The following is a 17,213-nucleotide window of genomic DNA, read 5'->3' on the forward strand; positions in this document are numbered from 1 at the left end:
ATCGTGGCCCGGGCCGGGCACCCGCACGGCGGACGATCACACGGCTGTCGAACGACTGGGAGTGAACCGATGAACCTCGACCTCGGCGGGCGGACCGCGCTGGTGACGGGCTCCACACAGGGCATCGGCGCGGCCATCGCCGCCGGCCTCGCCCGGGCCGGCGCCCGCGTCGGCGTCAACGGCCGGGACGCCGGGCGCCTTGAGCAGAGCATCGGCCGGCTGCGCCAGGAGGTGCCGGCCGGCGACTTCGTGCCGGTCGCCGCCGACCTCGGCACCGAGGAGGGCGCCGAGCGAGCCGTCGAGACGCTGCCCGACGCCGACATCCTGGTGAACAACCTCGGCATCTTCGGCGCGCAACCCGCCCTGGAGATCAGCGACGACGAATGGCGCCGCTACTTCGAGATCAACGTCCTGGCCGGCGTCCGGCTCACCCGCGCCTACCTGCCGCGGATGCGGGAGCGGGGCTGGGGCCGGGTGCTGTACGTCGCCAGCGACTCGGCCGTGGTGATCCCGGCGGAGATGATCCACTACGGGGTGTCCAAGACGGCCCTGCTGGGCGTCGGTCGCGGCTTCGCCAAGGAGGCCGCGGGCAGTGGCGTCACCGTCAACTCGGTGATCGCCGGGCCCACGCACACCGAGGGCGTGGAGGACTTCGTGTACCAGCTGGTCGACCGCGACCTGCCCTGGGACGAGGCCCAGCGGACCTTCATGCGCGAGCACCGGCCGCAGTCGCTGCTCCAGCGGCTCATCGAACCCGAGGAGATCGCCAACCTGGTGGTCTACCTCAGCTCGCCCCTGGCCTCCGCCACGACCGGCGCCGCCGTCCGGGTGGACGGCGGCTATGTCGACTCGATCCTGCCGTAAGGGCCGCTACGGGGTGTCCTCGCGCGGCTCGCGCCCGCCGGCGATGTCGGTGACGCCGGATTCCTCGGCGGTGTCGTCGTCCCGCGTCTGCGGTGTGGACCGGCCGCCGCCCGGCTGCCCGCCGCCCGTGGTGCCGTAGCCGCCGGGCACGCCCGGCACGCTGTCTGCGTCGGCCTCCTCGCGGCTGATGTGCCGGGTGGCGCGCACCCCCGCGCGGCGCTCCGGATAGGGGTACTCGAAGGGGCGGGCCGCGGCGCGCTCGTCCTCGGCCCGCTCGGTGTCCTTCTTCGGGGTGTCCTTGTCGTTCATGGCGTCCGCGTACCCCTGCCGGGGCGGCCCATGTGACGGTCGTCTCAGTCGTCCTGCGCGGCGCGCTTGTGGTCGGCCTCGTCCCAGGCCCGGGTGTCGCGCGGCTCGACGTACGGTTCGGCGTCGGGCGCGTGGCCGCCGTCGATGACGCGCTGGCGGGCCAGCTCGGCGTCGAACTCCAGGCCGAGGAGGATGGCCAGGTTCGTCACCCAGAGCCAGACCAGGAAGACGATGACGCCGGCCAGGGTGCCGTAGGTCTTGTTGTACGAGCCGAAGTTCGCCACGTAGAAGGCGAAGCCGGCCGAGGCGGCCATCCAGATCAGCAGGGCGAGCACGCTGCCCGGCGAGATCCACTTGAAGCCCTTCACCCGGGCGTTCGGCGTGGCCCAGTACAGCAGCGCGATCATGGAGGTGACCAGCACCACGAGGACCGGCCACTTGGCGATCGACCACGCCGTCAGGGCACTGTCCCCGATGCCGAGCGCGGTGCCCGCCTGCTGGGCCAGGCTGCCGGTGAAGACCACGATCAGCGCGCTGACCACGGCGAGCACCAGCAGCACCACCGTCAGCGCCACCCGCAGTGGCAGCACCTTCCACACCGGGCGCCCCTCGGGCACGTCGTAGACGGCGTTGGCGGAGCGGATGAAGGCGGCCACGTAGCCGGACGCCGACCAGACGGCGCCGAGCAGGCCGACCACCGCGAGGACGGAACCCAGCCCGGACTTGGCCTGCAGCTGCGTCACCGCGTCGGAGATGATGTCCCGCGCCGAGCCCGGGGCCAGCTTCTGGAGGTTGTCGAGCACGTCCTGGGTGGCGGACTTGCCCGCGATGCCGAGCATCGAGACCAGCACCAGCAGGGCCGGGAACATCGACAGCACGCCGTAGTAGGTCAGCGCGGCGGCGCGGTCGGTCAGCTCGTCGTCCTGGAACTCGTGGACCACGCGCTTCAGCAGGGCGAGCCAGGAGCGTCCCGGCAGCTTCACCGGCGAGTCCGGCGCGGCGCGCTCGGTGGCGGCGTCCGGACCGTAGTCCTCCTCCGGCGTCTTGTCCGGCGCATCGTCGGCCGCCCGGCGCGGCGTCTCGTCAGGGTCGGGTGCCCCGCGGTGGGGGAGGTGCAGTCGGGCCATGCACAGCGCATTGCCCGTCTCGGCGCGGACACGCCACCCCGGACGGGCAGGTGCGCGGCGGCGAAGTATGGCGCAGGTGTCGCACGTTCCTCTGGAAAATGCCAAAGCGCTCACCGGACGCGCGTACTTTCCGTAGCCTCTGCGTCACGTTCGCGGTATGTCCGCGCAGGGGAGGGGATCCGGCGTGCCCGGAATCGACGAGAGTCTGCTGGAAGCCATGCGGCTGCCCGGCGCGCGCGGCGCGTCGCTGGTCGACTGGATCAGCGGGCTCGCGCTCGGCGCCGTCGGCGACGCGCCGGGCGGCGACCTGGAGGCGACCGCCGCCGAGACGGCGGAACTGGCCCGGCACGCCGCCGAGAGCGGCTCCCTGGCGCCGGCCGGTGCCGTGCCGGACAAGACGCCGCCCGTCGAGGACATGATCGTCACCACCCCGGACTCCTACCACCTGCTCCGGTTCGTCAGCACGCCCTTCGACTCCACCGTCTTCCTCCACCTGTGGCTCGACCGCAAAGACGGCAACCTCGCGCTGGCCCGCATCCGGCTGGCCGAGACGGCGGATCGCCTGGTGCTCGGATGACCCGGGTGACCACGACCTGGACCACGCACGAGACGACCTCGGCGGCCCTCGGCGCCCTGGCCGCCGAGGGCGCCACCGGGGCGCTGTCGGGGGAGCGGGGCATCGTCTACCTCGCGGCGGGGCGCGTCGTGCACGTCGAGTCCGCCGCCACCCCCGACCTCCGGGTCCTGCTCACCCGCAGCGGCGCCGTCCCGCCGGACGGCTGGTGGGACGCGGTCGACCGGGGCGGCGCCCACCACCGGGTCGGGCACCGGCTCGTGGAGGGCGGCCGAATAGGCGCCGGCGCCCTGGAGGTGTGCCACCTGGGCGCGCTCTTCGACGCCGCGTACTTCGTCCTCGCCCACGACACCCGCGCCCACCGCTTCCGGCCCGGCGCCGTGCACTGGCTCGGCGCGGTCCGCTCCGTGCCGGTCGACGCCGTGGTGCGCGAGTCGCGGCGCCGGCAGGCCCTCCTGGAGCGGATCTGGCCCGACCCGGCCGTCGACACCGCGCCGCTGGCCCGCGTACCCGACACCGCCCGCGCGGCCGAGCTGCCCGCCCGGCGCGGCCGGACCCTCGCCCAGGTCGACGGGGTGCGCACCGCCGCCGACATCGCCGCGGCCCTTGGCTGCCGCGCCTACCACACCCTCGTCGAACTGCGCCGACTGGCCGCCGACGGACTCGTCACCGCCGCCGTCCGCCCCGCGCCCGTCCTGGCCGGCCCCGATCCGGCCGGCGACCTGTGGGGCGACCCGGACACGACTCTGCTGCGGCGGCTGCGAGACGCCCTGGAGGCCCTGTGATCCGCGCGCGCCGCCAGCGTGCCGAAAGGAGACTGCTCATGGCCGTCGAGAGCGACGTCCTGGAGGAACTGCACCGCCTGCGCAACCGCGTGCCCCAGCTGACCGGCTCGCTCGCGGCCACCGTCGACGGACTGGTCCTCGCCCACGACGCGCCCGGCGCCGAACCCGAGGGCCTGGCCGCGCTGACCGCCGCCGCCCTCGGCGTCGCCCACCGGATGGCCGACGCCACCGCGCGCGGCGTCTTCCGCGAACTGCTGCTGCGCGGCGCCGAGGGCTACGTCGCCACCTACGCCGCGGGACCGGCCGCCGTCCTCACCCTGCTCGCCGACGGCCGGGTCAACGTCGGCCGCCTGCACCTGGAGGGCCGGCGCAGCGGCACCCGGATCGGCGAGCTGGTCGCCGCGCAGATCGGGCCCGACCGCCACGGCACCACGGTCGGCGAGCACACCGCGGCCCCCCTCCCCGACGCCGCCCGCCCCATCGGCACCCTGCCGGTGCGCACCCCGCAGCGGCCCGCCCACCCACCGCGTCCGCAGACCGGCGGCCACCGCAGGCCCACCTGATCCCCGACCGCTGATCCCCGACCGCGTCCGATCCACCGCTCACGCAGATCCCGTAGGAGAGGAACCACTCATGGCCAACCTGGAGACCGCGCTCAAGGAATGCCTCAGCTCCATCGACGGCGCCACCGCCGCCGCCCTGGTCGACTACACCAGCGGCATGGCGCTCGGCACCCTGGGCGGCACGAAGGACTTCAACCTGGAGGTCGCCGCGGCCGGCAACACCGACGTGGTGCGCGCCAAGCTGCGCACCATGGAGCTGCTCGGCCTCAAGGAGGAGATCGAGGACATCCTCATCACCCTGAACACCCAGTACCACCTGATCCGCCTCATGAAGGGCCGCGGCGGCAACGGGCTGTTCCTGTACCTGGTCCTTGACGGCAGCCGCGCCAACCTGGCGATGGCCCGCCACCAGCTGCGCCGGATCGAGAACGATCTGGAGGTCTGAGCCGCCCGCGGGAGCGGGCGCGCTCCACCCGGAGCCGCCCGCCGCCCGCCGCGGGGATCGCCCGTCCGCCCAGGTGACGTATCTTCTACAGGGCAGATTCACTCAAGTGTTTGGTGGGGCGGACGTGGCAACGGATAGCAAGGCGCAACTGCTGGTCGAGGCGCTGACCACCCACCGGGACGAGTTCCTCGCCCAGTGGTCGCGGACGATCGGGGACGCCCTACAGGGCCGGCTGAGCGCCGCCGAGATGCGGCGGGAGCTGACCGAGTTGTACGAGTCGATCCTCGGGGCACTGCAGGGGGGCGGCCTGGAGAGCCGCGGCGACCACTTCGCCGAGACCCGCAGCCTGCTGATCGAACTCTCCCGCAACCGCGCTCGGCAGGGCTTCAGCCCGACCGAGACCGCGATGAGCGTCCTCGCGCTGAAGGAGGTCCTCGAACCCCGCCTCGTCGGCGACCCGGAGGGGGCCAGGGTCTACCTCCAGTTCGCCCGGATCCTCGACGACCTCAGCCTGCTGACCACCGAGGCGTTCGTGCGCACCCGCGAGGAGATCATCTCCTCGCAGGCCGAGCAGCTCCTGGAGCTGTCGACGCCCGTCGTGAAGCTGTGGGACGGCGTCGTCGGCGTCCCCCTGGTGGGCACGCTGGACTCGGCGCGCACCCAGGTCGTCATGGAGAAGCTGCTCCAGACCCTGGTGGACAGCGACTCCACGCACGCCATCATCGACATCACCGGCGTCCCCACCGTGGACACCCAGGTCGCCCAGCACCTGCTGAAGACGGTCGTCGCCGCCCGGATGATGGGCGCCCAGTGCACCGTCTCCGGCATCCGCCCGCAGATCGCCCAGACCATCGTGGCCCTCGGCATCGAGTTCGGCGACATCCCGACCAACGCCTCGCTCTCCGACGCGCTGCGCCAGGCCGTCAGGGAGGTCGCCAAGGACGCCGAGGACGACGTGCGGGGCCTGCTGTGAGCGACCGCGTCCCCGTTCTCAAGATCGGCGAGATCCTGCTGGTCTCCATCCAGACGGACCTCGAGGACCAGATGGTCCTCGACCTCCAGGAGGACTTGTCCAACCGGATCGTCGCCACCGGCGCCAAGGGCGTCGTCATCGACATCTCCGCGCTGGAGATCGTCGACTCCTTCGTCGGGCGCATGCTCGCCACCAACGCGGCCATCTCCCGCCTCCTCGGCGCGGAGACCATCGTCGTCGGCATGCGGCCGGCCGTCGCCATGACCCTGGTCGAACTGGGACTGTCCCTCAAGGGCGTCCGCACCGCCCTCAACCTGGAGCGCGGGCTGAAGCTGCTGCGGCGCCTCAGCGTGGGCACCGCGGACCGCGCATGAAGGACTACGCGACACAGGGCGTCGCGGCCGAGACCGTCCCGGTCGGCAACACCAGTGACGTCGTGCTCGCCCGGCAGATGGTGCGCAACCTCGCGCAGCGCAGCGGTCTCTCGCTGGTGCACCAGACCAAGCTCGTCACCGCGGCGAGTGAACTGGGCCGCAACATGCTCGTCTACGGCGGCGGCGGCGTGGTCCGCGCGGCGGCCGTGACCGACGCGGGCCGCACCGGGATCTTCGTGGAGTTCCAGGACGAGGGCCCGGGCATACCCGACCTGGAGCTGGCCCTCACCGACGGCTGGACCTCCGGCAACGGCATGGGGCTCGGCCTGAGCGGCGCCAAGCGGCTCGTCGACGAGTTCGACCTCCGGTCGGGTCCCGAGGGCACCACGGTGAGCATTGTGAAGTGGAGCCGGTGAACGCCACGCTCGTCGCCGAGTCCGGCGACGTGTGCTGGCTGCGCGCGGACGTCGCCCTGGCGGCCGCCGCGCGCCGCGAGGCGGGCCGGCTGGCCCGCGGCGTCTGCCTGCCCGAGGCGCGCGTCGCCGACCTGGAGCTGTGCGTCACCGAGCTGGCGACCAACCTCCTCAAGTACGCCGACGACGGTTCCCTCGTCCTGCGGGTGGTGCGCTCCCGGGACCGGGCCGCCATGGAGTGCCTGTCCCTGGACAGCGGCCCCGGCATCGCCGACGTCCAGCGGGCGCTGCGCGACGGCATGTCCGCCTCCGGCAGCCTCGGCGTCGGCATGGGGACCGTCACCCGGCTGGCGGATGTCTCCGGTGTGCACTCCCTGCACGGCCGGGGCACCGCCGTCTACGCCCGCTTCTGGGCCGAGGAGCCCTTCGCGCCGGTCGGCCCGGTGGACGTGGGCGGCCTGACCCGTCCCATCGGCGGCGAGCAGGTGTGCGGCGACGGCTGGGCCGTGCGCACGGCGGGCGACGGCGACGCCCTCCTGCTGCTCATGTGCGACGGGCTCGGCCACGGCCCGCTGGCGGCGCGGGCCGCCGAGCGGGCCAGGAGCGCCTTCCGCGACAGCCGCCGGACGGAACCGGCCGCGGTGCTGGCCGACGTCCACCAGGCGCTGCGCGGCACCAGGGGCGCGGCGGTGGCCATCGCCCTGGTCGACCCGACGGCGCGGCGCGTCCGGCTCAGCGGGGCGGGCAATGTGAGCGCCCTGGTCGCCACCCCGGACGGGCGCAGTTCGCTGCCGTCGCTGCCGGGCATCGTCGGGGTGCAGCTGCCCCGGCCGCGCACCTTCGAGGCGGCGTTCCCGCCCGGTGCCGCGCTGATCATGCACTCGGACGGGCTCAACGACCGCTGGAAGCCCGCCGACTTCCCCGGCCTGTTCGGCCAGGCCCCCGCCCTCGTCGCCGCCCAGATCTTCAACCAGGCCGCGGTCCGACGGGACGACGCCGGGATCGTCGTGGCCGTGCACAGGCAGCCGTGAGCGACGGGCCGCCGGTCCGGGAACTGATCACGCTCGCCCTCCGTGAGGGGGGCGACGTGGTCGCCCTGCGCCGCCTCGCCCAGTCGGCGTGCCGCGCCGCCGACCTGACCGGCAGCCCCCTGGTCCGGTTGACGACGGTGGTGAGCGAGGCCGGGGAGCGCCTGCTGGGCGCCGCCGGGCTGACCGCACGCCTGTGCCTGGAGCAGACCGACGCCCTGCTGCTCGCCGCGCGCTTCACCTGGCAGGACGGCCGCCGGCCGCCCGCGACACTGCTGACCGCGGCCGGGCGCCTCCTCGACACCTGCCGGCTCACCCCGGTGGGCGACGGACACGAACTGGTCCTCGCCCAGCGCCTCCCGCCGCCCCCGGGGACGGTCGGCGAGCTGGCCGCCGCGGTCCGCGGCCGGCTCGGCGCGCCCGACGCGGCGGCCGACCTGGTCGGGGCGCTGCGCGGCCAGAACCGGCAGCTGCTGGCCGCCCTGGAGGAGTCCCAGCACCAGCAGGAGGAGCTGCAGCGGCTCAACGCCGAGCTGGAGGAGACCAACAGCGGTGTCCTGGCGCTCTACTCCGAGCTGGCCGGCGAGCTGGAGGAGACCAACAGCGGCGTCGTCGCCCTCTACGCGGAGCTGGAGGACAAGACCCGCCAGCTCCAGCAGGCCCACGAGTACCGCACCCGGTTCTGGGCCAACGTCAGCCATGAGCTGCGCTCGCCGGTGAACTCGGTCATCGCCCTGACCCGGCTGCTCCTCGACCCCGGGGCGGAACCGCTCTCCGCCGAGCAGCACCAGCAGGTCGCCCTGGTCCAGGCGTCCGGGAGCACGCTGCTGGCGCTGGTGGACGAACTCCTCGACGTGGCCAAGGCCGAGTCCGGCCGGCTGCGGCTGGAGCCGCACCCCGCCGACACCGACCTGCGCACCCTCCTCCACCAGCTGCGCGGCACCCTCCAGGGCATGGCCCAGCCGGGTGTGGACCTGCGCATCCCCGACCGGGCGCAGCGCGGCCCCCTGGTCACCGACGAGGTCATGCTGACCAGGATCCTGCGCAATGTCCTGTCCAACGCGCTCAAGTTCACCGCCGCGGGTTCGGTCGCGCTGGGCGTCACCGAGGAGGACACCGCCGACGGGGCGGGGCAGCGCTTCCGCTTCGAGGTGCGGGACACCGGCGTCGGCATCCCGGCCGCCGACCTCGACCGGGTGTTCGAGGAGTTCTACCAGGTCCGGGGCCCGCACCAGCGCGGCCGGTCCGGCACCGGCCTCGGCCTGCCCTACGCCCGCCGCCTCACCGAGGCCCTGGGCGGCCGGCTCACCCTGGACAGCGAGCCCGGCCGCGGCACCCGAGTCGTCGTGGAGATCCCCTCCCGCCCCACCGAGCCGGCCCCCGACCCGGGCCCCCTGGCGCGGCTGTCGCTGGTCGTGGTGGACGACGACGAGACGTTCCTGGCCGGCTTCCGCCCGCTCCTGGACCGCTTCGTCGCGTCCGTCACCCTGGTCACCGACAGTGCCCGGGCCGCCGCCGCGGTGCGCGCCGGACGGCCGGACGCCGTCCTGCTCGACCTGGACATGCCGGGACCGGACGGCTACGAGGTGCGGCGCCGGCTCGCCGCCGACCCGGCCACCGCCGAGGTGCCCGTCGTGGTGCTGACGGCGGCCGAACCCGCCGACGTGGACCACGAGCGCCTGCCCGGGGTGCGCGCCGTCCTGAACAAGTCCCGCCTCACCACCGCGCAGCTCGTCACCGCCCTGACCCGTCCGGCCCCGAGGGACCCCCGATGAACCCCACCCCCGCCCCGGACGCCGCCGACACGGACCGGGTCCCCGCGCACGTGCTCGTCGTGGACGACGACCCGACCAACCGCTACGTCCTGACCACCACCCTGCGCCGGGCCGGCCACCGGGTCACCGAGGCCGAGGACGGTACCGGGGCGCTGGAGTCGCTGCGCGACGGCGGGGAGCTCCCCGAGGTCGCCATCGTCGACGTACGGCTGCCGGACATGACCGGGTTCGAGGTGTGCGAGCACATCAAGGCGGAGCCGGCCACCGCCGCCGTGCCCGTGATCAACATCTCGGCGTCCGCCATCACCGTGGACGACCGGGCCCAGGGCCTCTACCGCGGCGCCGACGCCTACCTGGTCGAACCCGTCGCCCCCGCCGAACTGCTCGCCACCGTCACCGCCACCCTGCGCTACGCCCGCGCCCGGCGCCGGGCCGAGCTGCTCGCCGAGCGGCTGCGCCTGCTCAACCGGGCCACGCTGGCCCTGTACAGTGCGACGGACGCGCAGGAGCTGGCCGCCGCGGCGGCCGAGGGCGCGGCGGCGATCCTGCGCTGCGAGGTGGCCGCCTTCCTCTCCAGCCCCCAGGGCGCCCCGCTGGTCGCCCACACCTGGCACGACGAGGGCGGCGCCGAGACACAGGTGCACCACCTCACCACGGTCAGGCCCGCCGACCCGCCGTGCCTGTCCGCCCGCCTCGGCGGCCCGGAGCGGCGCCGCACCGTGGCCGGCCGGGCCAAGGCCGAGCGCCCGCCCGTCGTCCTCGTGACCCCCGCCGGCGCCGTCGCCGGCGGGGACGACGAGCAGCTCCTCGCCCAGCTGGCCCAGGCCGCCGCCCTGGCCCTTGAGGCCCTGCGCAGCTACAGCGAGGAACACGCGCTCGCCCTCACCCTGCAGCGCGGCTTCCTGCCGGAGAGCCTGCCCGAGACGTCCCGCGCCGACCTCGCCGTCCGCTACCTCCCGGCCGGCGAGCGCACCGAGATCGGCGGGGACTTCTACGAGGCGATCCGCACCCCCGCCGGGCTGGTCGTCGCCGTCGGCGACGTGGCGGGGCACTCCCTGGACGCGGCCATGGTGATGGGCCAGGTCCGGCACGCGCTGCGCGCCTACGCCGTCGAGGGCCACCCGCCGGCGGACGTCCTCACCCGCCTCGACCACCTGCTCACCACCGTCGAACCCGGTGCCAGCGTCACCCTGTGCGTGATCCTCGTCGAGTCCGGCACCGACACCCTGCACATCGCCAACGCCGGCCACCTCCCCCCGCTGCTGCGGCACCCCGACGGCACGACGTCCTACGTCTACGACCACGGGCCGCTGCTCGGGCTCGGCCTGCCCCATCCGCCGGCCCGGCAGGTCACCGCCCCGCCCGGCACCCTGGTCCTGCTCGTCACGGACGGTCTGGTGGAGCGCCGCCACGTGCACCTCCAGGACTCCCTGGACACCCTCGCCCGGGTCGCGGCCGGCATCTCCGCCGACCCCGAGCGGGCCTGCGCCGACCTCCTGGACCGCCTGCCGCCGGACGGCAGCGACGACGTCGCCCTGATGGCCATCCGGCTGTCCGACCCCGGACCGGGCTGACGGCCCCCCCGGAACGCGGCCGGCGCCGGCGCCCCCTCGGGACACCGGCGCCGGCCACAGCACGAGTGGGGCTCAGGCGCCGCTCTCGCGGAGCATGTCCTCCCGCTCCACGAGCTTCACCCGCGCCCGCCCCTGCGGCTCGCCCAGCGCGCGCTCCGCGGCGTCCAGGCGGTACCAGCCGTCCCAGGTGGTGAAGCGGACGTCCCGCTCGGCGAGGAAGGCGTCCACGGCCTCGGGGCCGGGGGAGGCCGGCGTGTGCAGCCGTCCGTTCGCGTGGTCGGCCAGGAGGTTGGCCACCGTCTCGTTGGCGTCGCCCTTGGTGTGGCCGATCAGGCCGACCGGGCCGCGCCGGATCCAGCCGGTGACGTACGTCGACTGCAGGTGCTCGCCGGACTCGGCGATGACCCGCCCGCCCTCGTCCGGGACGGTGCCGGTGCCCAGGTCCCAGGGCAGCTTGGCCAGTTCCTCGGAGAGGTAGCCGACGGCCCGGTAGACCGCGCCGACCGGCCAGTCGGTGAACTCGCCGGTGCCCTTGACGTTCCCGGTGCCGTCCAGCTCGGTGCGCTCGGTGCGCAGGCCGGTGACCTTGCCGTCGGCGCCGAGGATCTCGGTGGGCGACTCGAAGAAGTGCAGGAACAGCTTGTGCTGCCGCTCGCCCACGTCGCGGATCGCCCAGTTCTCCAGCGTCTTGGCGACCATGTCGGCCTGCTTGTTGCCGCGCCGGGTGGCGATCGAGCCCTCGTCGTAGTCGATGTCCTCGGGGTCGACGATGACCTCGATGTTGGGGGAGTGGTCCAGCTCCCGCAGCTCCATCGGGCTGAACTTCGCCTGCGCCGGGCCGCGGCGGCCGAAGACGTGCACCTCGAGGGCCTTGTTGGCCTTCAGGCCCTCGTACACATTCGGCGGGATCTCGGTCGGCAGCAGCTCGTCGGCCGTCTTCGCCAGGACGCGGGCCACGTCGAGCGCGACGTTGCCGACACCGAGCACCGCGACCTTCTCGGCCTCCAGCGGCCAGGTGCGGGGGACGTCCGGGTGGCCGTCGTACCAGGAGACGAAGTCGGCGGCGCCGTAGGAGCCGTCGAGGTCCACGCCGGGGATCGGCAGGGCCCGGTCGGCCGTCGCACCGGTGGCGAAGATCACACCGTCGTAGAAGGTGCGCAGGTCGTCCAGGCTGATGTCGGTCGGGTAGTCGACATTGCCGAAGAGGCGGATCTGCGGCTTGTCGAGCACCTGGTGCAGGGCGGTGATGATGCCCTTGATCCGCGGGTGGTCGGGGGCGACCCCGTACCGGATCAGCCCGAACGGGGCGGGCATGCGCTCGAAGATGTCGATGGACACACCGGGGTCGGCGGCCACCTCGGACTTGAGCAGTGCGTCGGCGGCGTAGATCCCGGCGGGGCCGGATCCGACGATGGCTACCCGCAGCGGGCGGGGCATGTTCGAGTTCCCTTCGAGCGGTGACAGATCGACTCGACGGGAAGCCTAAGCTAAGGCAAGCCTAAGTGGGTACGCGGGTCCGGTCTATGGGCACATAAGCCGAACTTATGACTGACCCCGGTGGAGGTATGAGGCGGGCCCGGGGTTTGAACCGCCGGGCGCGGGTGTACGCAGGCGGAGGGCGCGGCGAGCGCGCCGCACGCCCGGAGGGAGCCCCTGTGAAGCCCGGTACCCCGGAGGACGGTCCCGACCCGAACCGCTGGCGGGCCCTGTGGGTGACCCTGGTCGCCGGGTTCATGACCCTGCTCGACGTCACCATCGTGGCCGTCGCGCTCCCCTCGCTCCAGAAGGAGCTGCACACCTCGGCGGCAGCCGTCCAGTGGGTGGTCTCCGGCTACGCCCTGGCCTTCGCCCTCACCCTGGTCACCGCCGGGCGCGTCGGCGACGCCTTCGGCCGACGCCGGGTCTTCCTGATCGCGCTGGCCGCCTTCGTGCTGTGCAGCGCCGCCGCGGGCGCCGCACCCGGCATCGTGCTGCTCGTCGTCGCCCGCCTCGCCCAGGGCGTCGCCGCCGGCAGCATCGCCCCGCAGAACTCAGCCCTGATCCAGCAGCTCTTCCGGGGCGAGGAACGAGGCCGCGCCTTCGGCCTGTTCGGCGCCACCGTGGGTGTCTCCAGCGCCGTCGGACCGGTGGTCGGCGGCCTCATCCTGGCCCTGGCGGGTCCGCAGGGCTGGCGGTGGATCTTCTACGTCAACGTGCCGGTCGGCGTGGTCGCGCTGCTGCTCGGCATGCGCTTCCTGCCCCGGGTCGCGCCGGCCGGGCGGGGACGCCTCGACCCGGTGGGCGTCGCGCTGCTCGGCGCCGGGATCCTCGCCCTGATGCTGCCGCTGGTGCTCGCCGAGGGCGGCGGGGTGGCCCGCGTGTGGTGGCTCTTCCCGGTGGGCGCGGCCCTCCTCGTCGCCTTCGCGCGCTGGGAGCGCCGGGTCGCCCGCCGCGCCGGCGAACCCCTCCTCGACCCCGCGTTGCTCACCCAGGCCCGCGGCTACGCCACCGGCGCGGGCCTGGGCGCCCTGTACTTCGTCGGCTTCAGCGGGGTCTGGCTGGTATTCGCGCTCTTCTTCCAGAACGGACTGGGCTACTCCCCGCTGCGCTCCGGGCTCGCGGTCACCCCGTTCGCCGTCGGCTCAGCGGTCGCCGCGGCCGTGGCCGGACGCCTGGTGGACCGCCTGGGGCGGCTGCTGACCGTGTGGGGCCTGGTCGCCGTGATGGTGGGCCTCGGCACCACGGCCCTGGTGCTGTGGCTGGCCCCCGGCGACCGGGCCGCCCTCTACGCGGCCCCCGCGCTGCTCGTCGGCGGCCTGGGCAGCGGCTGCGTCATCTCGCCCAACATCACGATGACGCTGCGGGAGGTGCCGGTGCGGATGGCCGGCGCCGCCGGCGGCGCCCTCCAGACGGGCCAGCGCCTCGGCGGCGCCGTGGGCACCGCCGCGCTGCCCGGGCTGTTCTACCTGGTGCTGAACGCCGGCGGCGACGACTACCACCGGGCCGTCGGCCTGTCGGTGGGCACCGGCGTCGCCGCCATGGTGTGCGCGCTCGCCGTGGCCGTCCTCGACTGGCGCCGCGACCACCGCCACGACGAGCGGCGCTGCCCGCCGGAGACCGCCCACAGCCACGCCCACGCCAGTCAGAGCTGAACGGCCCCCGTTCAGCGGCGCTTGCCGAACTTCCGGAGCATCTCCTGCGCCTGGGCCCGGCGGCGCGGGTCGGCCGCGGCGCGGCGCACCTGCTCCGCCGCGCGACGCCCCTGCGGGCTGCGGGCGAACTCCTTGATCCGGTTCACTATTCCGGCCATCACGTTCCTCCGGTTCGACGCGGTGTCTCTTCGCCGTGCGTCTACCCCCGGTGTCCCCGCGGTCACCCCGGAGCCGGGTCCGGTGGTTTCAACCCGTCGCCGGCGGTCACCCGCAGTGCCAGGACGAACCGTACGACTGCCGAGAGGTGAGCGACTGTGGCCGGCGACGAGAAGACCAAAGCCAAGATGGAGCAGGCCAAGGGCAAGGCCAAGGAGGCGGCCGGCCGCGCGGTCGGCAACGAGCGCATGACGGCCGAGGGGCGCGCCGAGCAGTCCAAGGGCGACGTCCGCCAGGCCAAGGAGAAGGGCAAGGACGCGTTCAAGCACTGACGCGAACCGACGCGGCGGGCCGCGGAGACCGGTGAGAGCCGGCTCCGCGGCCCGCCGCGTCTGCGCGGCCGTCAGCCGAGCGGCTGCTCCGCCCAGATGACCTTGCCGGCCGGCGTGTAGCGGGTGCCCCACCGCTCGGCGAGCTGCGCCACCAGGAACAGGCCGCGCCCGCCCTCGTCCGTCATCGCCGCGTACCGCAGGTGCGGCGAGGTGCTGCTGCTGTCGAACACCTCGCACACCAGGCTGCGGTCCCGCAGCATCCGCACGTGCACCGTCTCGCCGCCGTACCGGATCGCGTTGGTGACCAGCTCGCTCAGGATCAGCTCCGTCGTGAACACCAGCTCCTCCAGGCCCCACTCGGCCAGCCGCCGGGTGACCCGGGCCCGCACCTCGCCGACCGCCGCCGGGTCCGAGGGCACCTGCCACTCGGCGACCTGGTCGGGACCGAGCACCTGGGTGCGGGCCACCAGGAGCGCGACGTCGTCCCGGGGCCGGTCGGCCTGCCGGTCGTCCAGCACCTGCCGGCAGGTCTCCTCCGGCGAGGGCCCCGCCGCCGCGAGCGCCTGCCGCAGCCGCTCCAGACCGACGTCGATGTCGTGCGCCCGGTCCTCCACCAGGCCGTCGGTGTACAGCACCAGGCGGCTGCCCGCGGCCAGCCGCAGCTCCGTCTTCTCGAACGGCAGCCCGCCCACGCCCAGCGGCGGACCGGCCGGCACCTCCGGGAACTCCACCCCGCCCTCCGGTCCGATCACGGCCGGCGGGGGATGCCCGGCCCGGGCGACGGCGCAGCTGCCGGAGACCGGGTCGTAGACGGCGTAGAGGCAGGTCGCGCCGGTGACCGGCGCGGTGCCGTCCCCGCCCGCCTCGTCCTGGTCGATGCGGCCCACCAGCTCGTCGAGCAGCGTCAGCAGCTCGTCGGGCGGCAGGTCGAGGGAGGCGAAGTTGTGCACCGCCGTGCGCAGCCGCCCCATGGTGGCCGCCGCGTGCAGCCCGTGCCCCACGACGTCGCCGACCACCAGCGCGACCCGGGCCCCCGACAGGGGCAGCACGTCGAACCAGTCGCCGCCCACGCCCGCCTGCGCCGGCAGGTACCGGTAGGCGATCTCCAGCGCGTTCTGCTCGGGCAGCCGCCGCGGCAGCAGGCTGCGCTGGAGGGTCACCGCCATGCTGTGCTCGCGCGTGTAGCGCCGGGCGTTGTCGATGGCGACCGCGGCCCGCGCGACCAGCTCCTCGGCGAGGGCCAGCTCGTCCTCGTCGAACGGCTCCGGCGCCCGGGAGCGCCAGAAGCTGACCACCCCGAGCACCAGGGTGCCCGCCCGCAGCGGCACGGTGATCAGCGAGTGGATGCCGTACTCCATCACCTGCGCGGAACGCTCGAAGTCCTGCGCGTGCCAGCCGGGGGCCTCGGCGAGGCGTGGCGCGAGCACCGGCCGGCCCGACTCCAGGGAGCGGCCCTGCGGGGCGGAGGCCACGAAGCGCAGCCGGTGGCCCACCGGGTACAGCGGCGCGTCCTCGGTGACCCCGCGCAGCGCGGTGCGGCGCAGCGGCGTCACCTCCTCCGGACGCCCGCCGCCGAGCACCGAGTCGAACAGGTCCACGCAGACGTAGTCCGCGAACCGGGGCACGGCCACCTCGGCCAGCTCCTCGGCGGTCCGGGTGACGTCCAGGCCGGTGCCGATGGCCACACCGGCGTCGTACAGCAGGTCCAGGCGCTCCCGGGCGGTCTCGGCCCGGCCGGACAGGGCCCGCAGCTCGGTGGAGTCGCGCAGCGTGGCGACGGTGCCCGGCGGACCGCCCCGCAGGTCGGTGGCCCGCTGGTTGACCGCGAGCAGCCGGTCCGCCACCCGGTGCACCTCGTCCGTCGCCGCCCGCCCGGAGACCAGCAGCTCGGCCGTGTCCGGGGGCAGACCGAGGTCGCGGACGTGGCACCCCTCGGCGTCGGCGGGCAGGTCGAGCAGGCGCCGCCCCTCGTCGTTGGCGAGCAGCAGCCTGCCCTGGCCGCCGACGATGAGCACGCCCTCGCGCACCGAGTGCAGCACCGCGTCGTGGTGCTCGTACATCCTGGTCATCTCGCCCGGGCCGAGCCCGTGCGTCTGGCGCCGCAGCCGCCGGGTGACCAACGCGGTGCCGGCGGTCGCCAGGAGCAGCGCGACGGCCGCCGCGACCAGGACCAGCGGCAGCTGGCGGTCGGCGGCGCCGCCGACGTTCGCCGTGGTGATGCCGGCCGACACCAGGCCCACCACCGTGCCGTCGGGCGCCTCGACCGGGACGACGGCCTGCACCAGCGGCCCCAGGGTCCCCTCGATCTCCTCGGTGGAGGTCCGTCCGGCCAGCGCGGGGGCGAGGTCCCCCACGAACAGGCGGCCGATGCGGTCGGGCTTGGGGTGGGTGTAGCGGACCCCGGCGGTGTTCATGACGACGATGAAGTCCACGCCCGTGGCCTTGCGCGCCGCCTCGGCCCGCGGCTGGAGCACCGCCGTCGGGTCCGGGGAGCGCAGCGCCTCGCGGATGCCGGGCGACTCGGCGAAGGAGGCGGCCACGGCGATCGAGCGGTTGCGGGCCTCGATGGTGGTGTCGTGCCGCACCTGGAGCACCAGCGCCACCACCGCCGCCACCACGAGCAGCAGCACGATGGCCACGTTGAGGAGGAAGACCTGTCCGGCGAGGCTGCGTCCGGTCAGCGCCGACCGCAGCGCCGCACCGGGGCGCCGGGGTGACCGCGCTCCCGATCGACCCATCAGTCGGACCATGAGCCCATGTCTACACTGCGGGGACCCCGGAGGCGAGAGG

The 17,213-nt window shown here is 74.5% G+C and carries 18 protein-coding genes; 13 read left to right on the forward strand and 5 right to left on the reverse strand.

Features of this window, described 5'->3' with window-relative positions; genetic code table 11:
- Positions 1 to 69 precede the first annotated feature (69 nt).
- Positions 70 to 864 (forward strand): SDR family NAD(P)-dependent oxidoreductase, encoded by a 795-nt coding sequence (locus tag ACGFZL_RS16270; RefSeq protein ID WP_393692155.1) that lies wholly within the window; start codon positions 70 to 72, stop codon positions 862 to 864.
- A gap of 6 nt (positions 865 to 870) precedes the next feature.
- Here the strand turns inward: ACGFZL_RS16270 and ACGFZL_RS16275 are convergent, their stop codons facing one another.
- Complete coding sequence (locus ACGFZL_RS16275; protein ID WP_355173527.1) at positions 871 to 1,173, reverse strand: hypothetical protein; 303 nt, start codon at positions 1,171 to 1,173, stop codon at positions 871 to 873.
- Between the two features lie 44 nt (positions 1,174 to 1,217).
- Positions 1,218 to 2,300: a YihY/virulence factor BrkB family protein gene (locus ACGFZL_RS16280; protein ID WP_393692157.1), complete on the reverse strand. Its 1,083-nt coding sequence runs from the start codon at positions 2,298 to 2,300 to the stop codon at positions 1,218 to 1,220.
- 184 nt (positions 2,301 to 2,484) lie between these two features.
- Here ACGFZL_RS16280 and ACGFZL_RS16285 point away from each other — a divergent pair, with 184 nt between their 5' ends.
- From ACGFZL_RS16285 to ACGFZL_RS16330, 10 genes are all read left to right on the forward strand, one after another.
- Positions 2,485 to 2,877: a hypothetical protein gene (locus ACGFZL_RS16285; protein WP_355173531.1), complete on the forward strand. Its 393-nt coding sequence runs from the start codon at positions 2,485 to 2,487 to the stop codon at positions 2,875 to 2,877.
- The gene (locus ACGFZL_RS16290) at positions 2,874 to 3,659 is read left to right on the forward strand and encodes a hypothetical protein (protein ID WP_393692160.1); all 786 of its coding nucleotides are present in this window, start codon (positions 2,874 to 2,876) and stop codon (positions 3,657 to 3,659) included. Before ACGFZL_RS16285 ends, ACGFZL_RS16290 begins: the two co-directional genes overlap by 4 nt.
- Positions 3,660 to 3,697: 38 nt before the next feature.
- A complete protein-coding gene (locus ACGFZL_RS16295) occupies positions 3,698 to 4,222 on the forward strand; it encodes a roadblock/LC7 domain-containing protein (RefSeq protein ID WP_393692162.1) in 525 nt (174 codons plus the stop codon).
- A gap of 70 nt (positions 4,223 to 4,292) precedes the next feature.
- Complete coding sequence (locus ACGFZL_RS16300) at positions 4,293 to 4,667, forward strand: hypothetical protein (protein WP_393692164.1); 375 nt, start codon at positions 4,293 to 4,295, stop codon at positions 4,665 to 4,667.
- 124 nt (positions 4,668 to 4,791) lie between these two features.
- Positions 4,792 to 5,640, forward strand: a complete 849-nt coding sequence (locus tag ACGFZL_RS16305; RefSeq protein WP_393692166.1) for an STAS domain-containing protein — start codon at positions 4,792 to 4,794, stop codon at positions 5,638 to 5,640.
- On the forward strand, positions 5,637 to 6,014 hold the full coding sequence (locus tag ACGFZL_RS16310; protein ID WP_393692168.1) for an STAS domain-containing protein: 378 nt from the start codon (positions 5,637 to 5,639) through the stop codon (positions 6,012 to 6,014). Before ACGFZL_RS16305 ends, ACGFZL_RS16310 begins: the two co-directional genes overlap by 4 nt.
- Complete coding sequence (locus tag ACGFZL_RS16315) at positions 6,011 to 6,430, forward strand: anti-sigma regulatory factor (RefSeq protein ID WP_393692170.1); 420 nt, start codon at positions 6,011 to 6,013, stop codon at positions 6,428 to 6,430. The genes ACGFZL_RS16310 and ACGFZL_RS16315 overlap by 4 nt, the downstream gene beginning before the upstream one ends.
- A complete protein-coding gene (locus ACGFZL_RS16320; protein ID WP_393692172.1) occupies positions 6,418 to 7,458 on the forward strand; it encodes an ATP-binding SpoIIE family protein phosphatase in 1,041 nt (346 codons plus the stop codon). The genes ACGFZL_RS16315 and ACGFZL_RS16320 overlap by 13 nt, the downstream gene beginning before the upstream one ends.
- A complete protein-coding gene (locus ACGFZL_RS16325) occupies positions 7,455 to 9,230 on the forward strand; it encodes an ATP-binding protein (protein ID WP_393692174.1) in 1,776 nt (591 codons plus the stop codon). Before ACGFZL_RS16320 ends, ACGFZL_RS16325 begins: the two co-directional genes overlap by 4 nt.
- Positions 9,227 to 10,804 carry a SpoIIE family protein phosphatase gene (locus ACGFZL_RS16330; protein WP_393692176.1) on the forward strand — a complete coding sequence of 526 codons (1,578 nt, stop codon included), beginning with the start codon at positions 9,227 to 9,229 and terminating at the stop codon, positions 10,802 to 10,804. Before ACGFZL_RS16325 ends, ACGFZL_RS16330 begins: the two co-directional genes overlap by 4 nt.
- Before the next feature lie 72 nt (positions 10,805 to 10,876).
- Here the strand turns inward: ACGFZL_RS16330 and ACGFZL_RS16335 are convergent, their stop codons facing one another.
- Entirely contained in the window at positions 10,877 to 12,241 is a 1,365-nt protein-coding gene (locus tag ACGFZL_RS16335; protein WP_393692178.1) for an FAD-dependent oxidoreductase, read from the reverse strand.
- A 128-nt stretch (positions 12,242 to 12,369) separates the two neighbouring features.
- Between ACGFZL_RS16335 and ACGFZL_RS16340 the strand changes: the two genes are divergently transcribed.
- A complete protein-coding gene (locus ACGFZL_RS16340; RefSeq protein WP_393692180.1) occupies positions 12,370 to 13,935 on the forward strand; it encodes an MFS transporter in 1,566 nt (521 codons plus the stop codon).
- Between the two features lie 11 nt (positions 13,936 to 13,946).
- Here ACGFZL_RS16340 and ACGFZL_RS16345 read toward each other — a convergent pair whose 3' ends face one another.
- Positions 13,947 to 14,093, reverse strand: a complete 147-nt coding sequence (locus ACGFZL_RS16345) for a hypothetical protein (protein ID WP_355173554.1) — start codon at positions 14,091 to 14,093, stop codon at positions 13,947 to 13,949.
- Positions 14,094 to 14,249: 156 nt separating this feature from the next.
- Here ACGFZL_RS16345 and ACGFZL_RS16350 point away from each other — a divergent pair, with 156 nt between their 5' ends.
- On the forward strand, positions 14,250 to 14,423 hold the full coding sequence (locus ACGFZL_RS16350) for a CsbD family protein (protein ID WP_355173556.1): 174 nt from the start codon (positions 14,250 to 14,252) through the stop codon (positions 14,421 to 14,423).
- Positions 14,424 to 14,494: 71 nt separating this feature from the next.
- Here the strand turns inward: ACGFZL_RS16350 and ACGFZL_RS16355 are convergent, their stop codons facing one another.
- Positions 14,495 to 17,161: a SpoIIE family protein phosphatase gene (locus ACGFZL_RS16355; RefSeq protein WP_393692183.1), complete on the reverse strand. Its 2,667-nt coding sequence runs from the start codon at positions 17,159 to 17,161 to the stop codon at positions 14,495 to 14,497.
- Between the last annotated feature and the right edge of the window lie 52 nt (positions 17,162 to 17,213).

Origin of the sequence: Streptomyces sp. NPDC048182, from assembly GCF_043202555.1 — a bacterium.
In the GTDB taxonomy this organism is placed as follows: Bacteria; Actinomycetota; Actinomycetes; order Streptomycetales; family Streptomycetaceae; genus Streptomyces.

Bases quoted from the DNA above. Each gene is read 5' to 3' on its own strand.
- ACGFZL_RS16270 (WP_393692155.1), top strand. From the start codon at position 70: ATGAACCTCGACCTCGGCGGGCGGACCGCGCTGGTGACGGGCTCCACA.
- ACGFZL_RS16275 (WP_355173527.1), bottom strand. From the start codon at position 1,173: ATGAACGACAAGGACACCCCGAAGAAGGACACCGAGCGGGCCGAGGAC.
- ACGFZL_RS16280 (WP_393692157.1), bottom strand. From the start codon at position 2,300: ATGGCCCGACTGCACCTCCCCCACCGCGGGGCACCCGACCCTGACGAG.
- ACGFZL_RS16290 (WP_393692160.1), top strand. From the start codon at position 2,874: ATGACCCGGGTGACCACGACCTGGACCACGCACGAGACGACCTCGGCG.
- ACGFZL_RS16295 (WP_393692162.1), top strand. From the start codon at position 3,698: ATGGCCGTCGAGAGCGACGTCCTGGAGGAACTGCACCGCCTGCGCAAC.
- ACGFZL_RS16300 (WP_393692164.1), top strand. From the start codon at position 4,293: ATGGCCAACCTGGAGACCGCGCTCAAGGAATGCCTCAGCTCCATCGAC.
- ACGFZL_RS16315 (WP_393692170.1), top strand. From the start codon at position 6,011: ATGAAGGACTACGCGACACAGGGCGTCGCGGCCGAGACCGTCCCGGTC.
- ACGFZL_RS16330 (WP_393692176.1), top strand. From the start codon at position 9,227: ATGAACCCCACCCCCGCCCCGGACGCCGCCGACACGGACCGGGTCCCC.
- ACGFZL_RS16335 (WP_393692178.1), bottom strand. From the start codon at position 12,241: ATGCCCCGCCCGCTGCGGGTAGCCATCGTCGGATCCGGCCCCGCCGGG.
- ACGFZL_RS16340 (WP_393692180.1), top strand. From the start codon at position 12,370: ATGAGGCGGGCCCGGGGTTTGAACCGCCGGGCGCGGGTGTACGCAGGC.
- ACGFZL_RS16345 (WP_355173554.1), bottom strand. From the start codon at position 14,093: ATGGCCGGAATAGTGAACCGGATCAAGGAGTTCGCCCGCAGCCCGCAG.
- ACGFZL_RS16355 (WP_393692183.1), bottom strand. From the start codon at position 17,161: ATGGGTCGATCGGGAGCGCGGTCACCCCGGCGCCCCGGTGCGGCGCTG.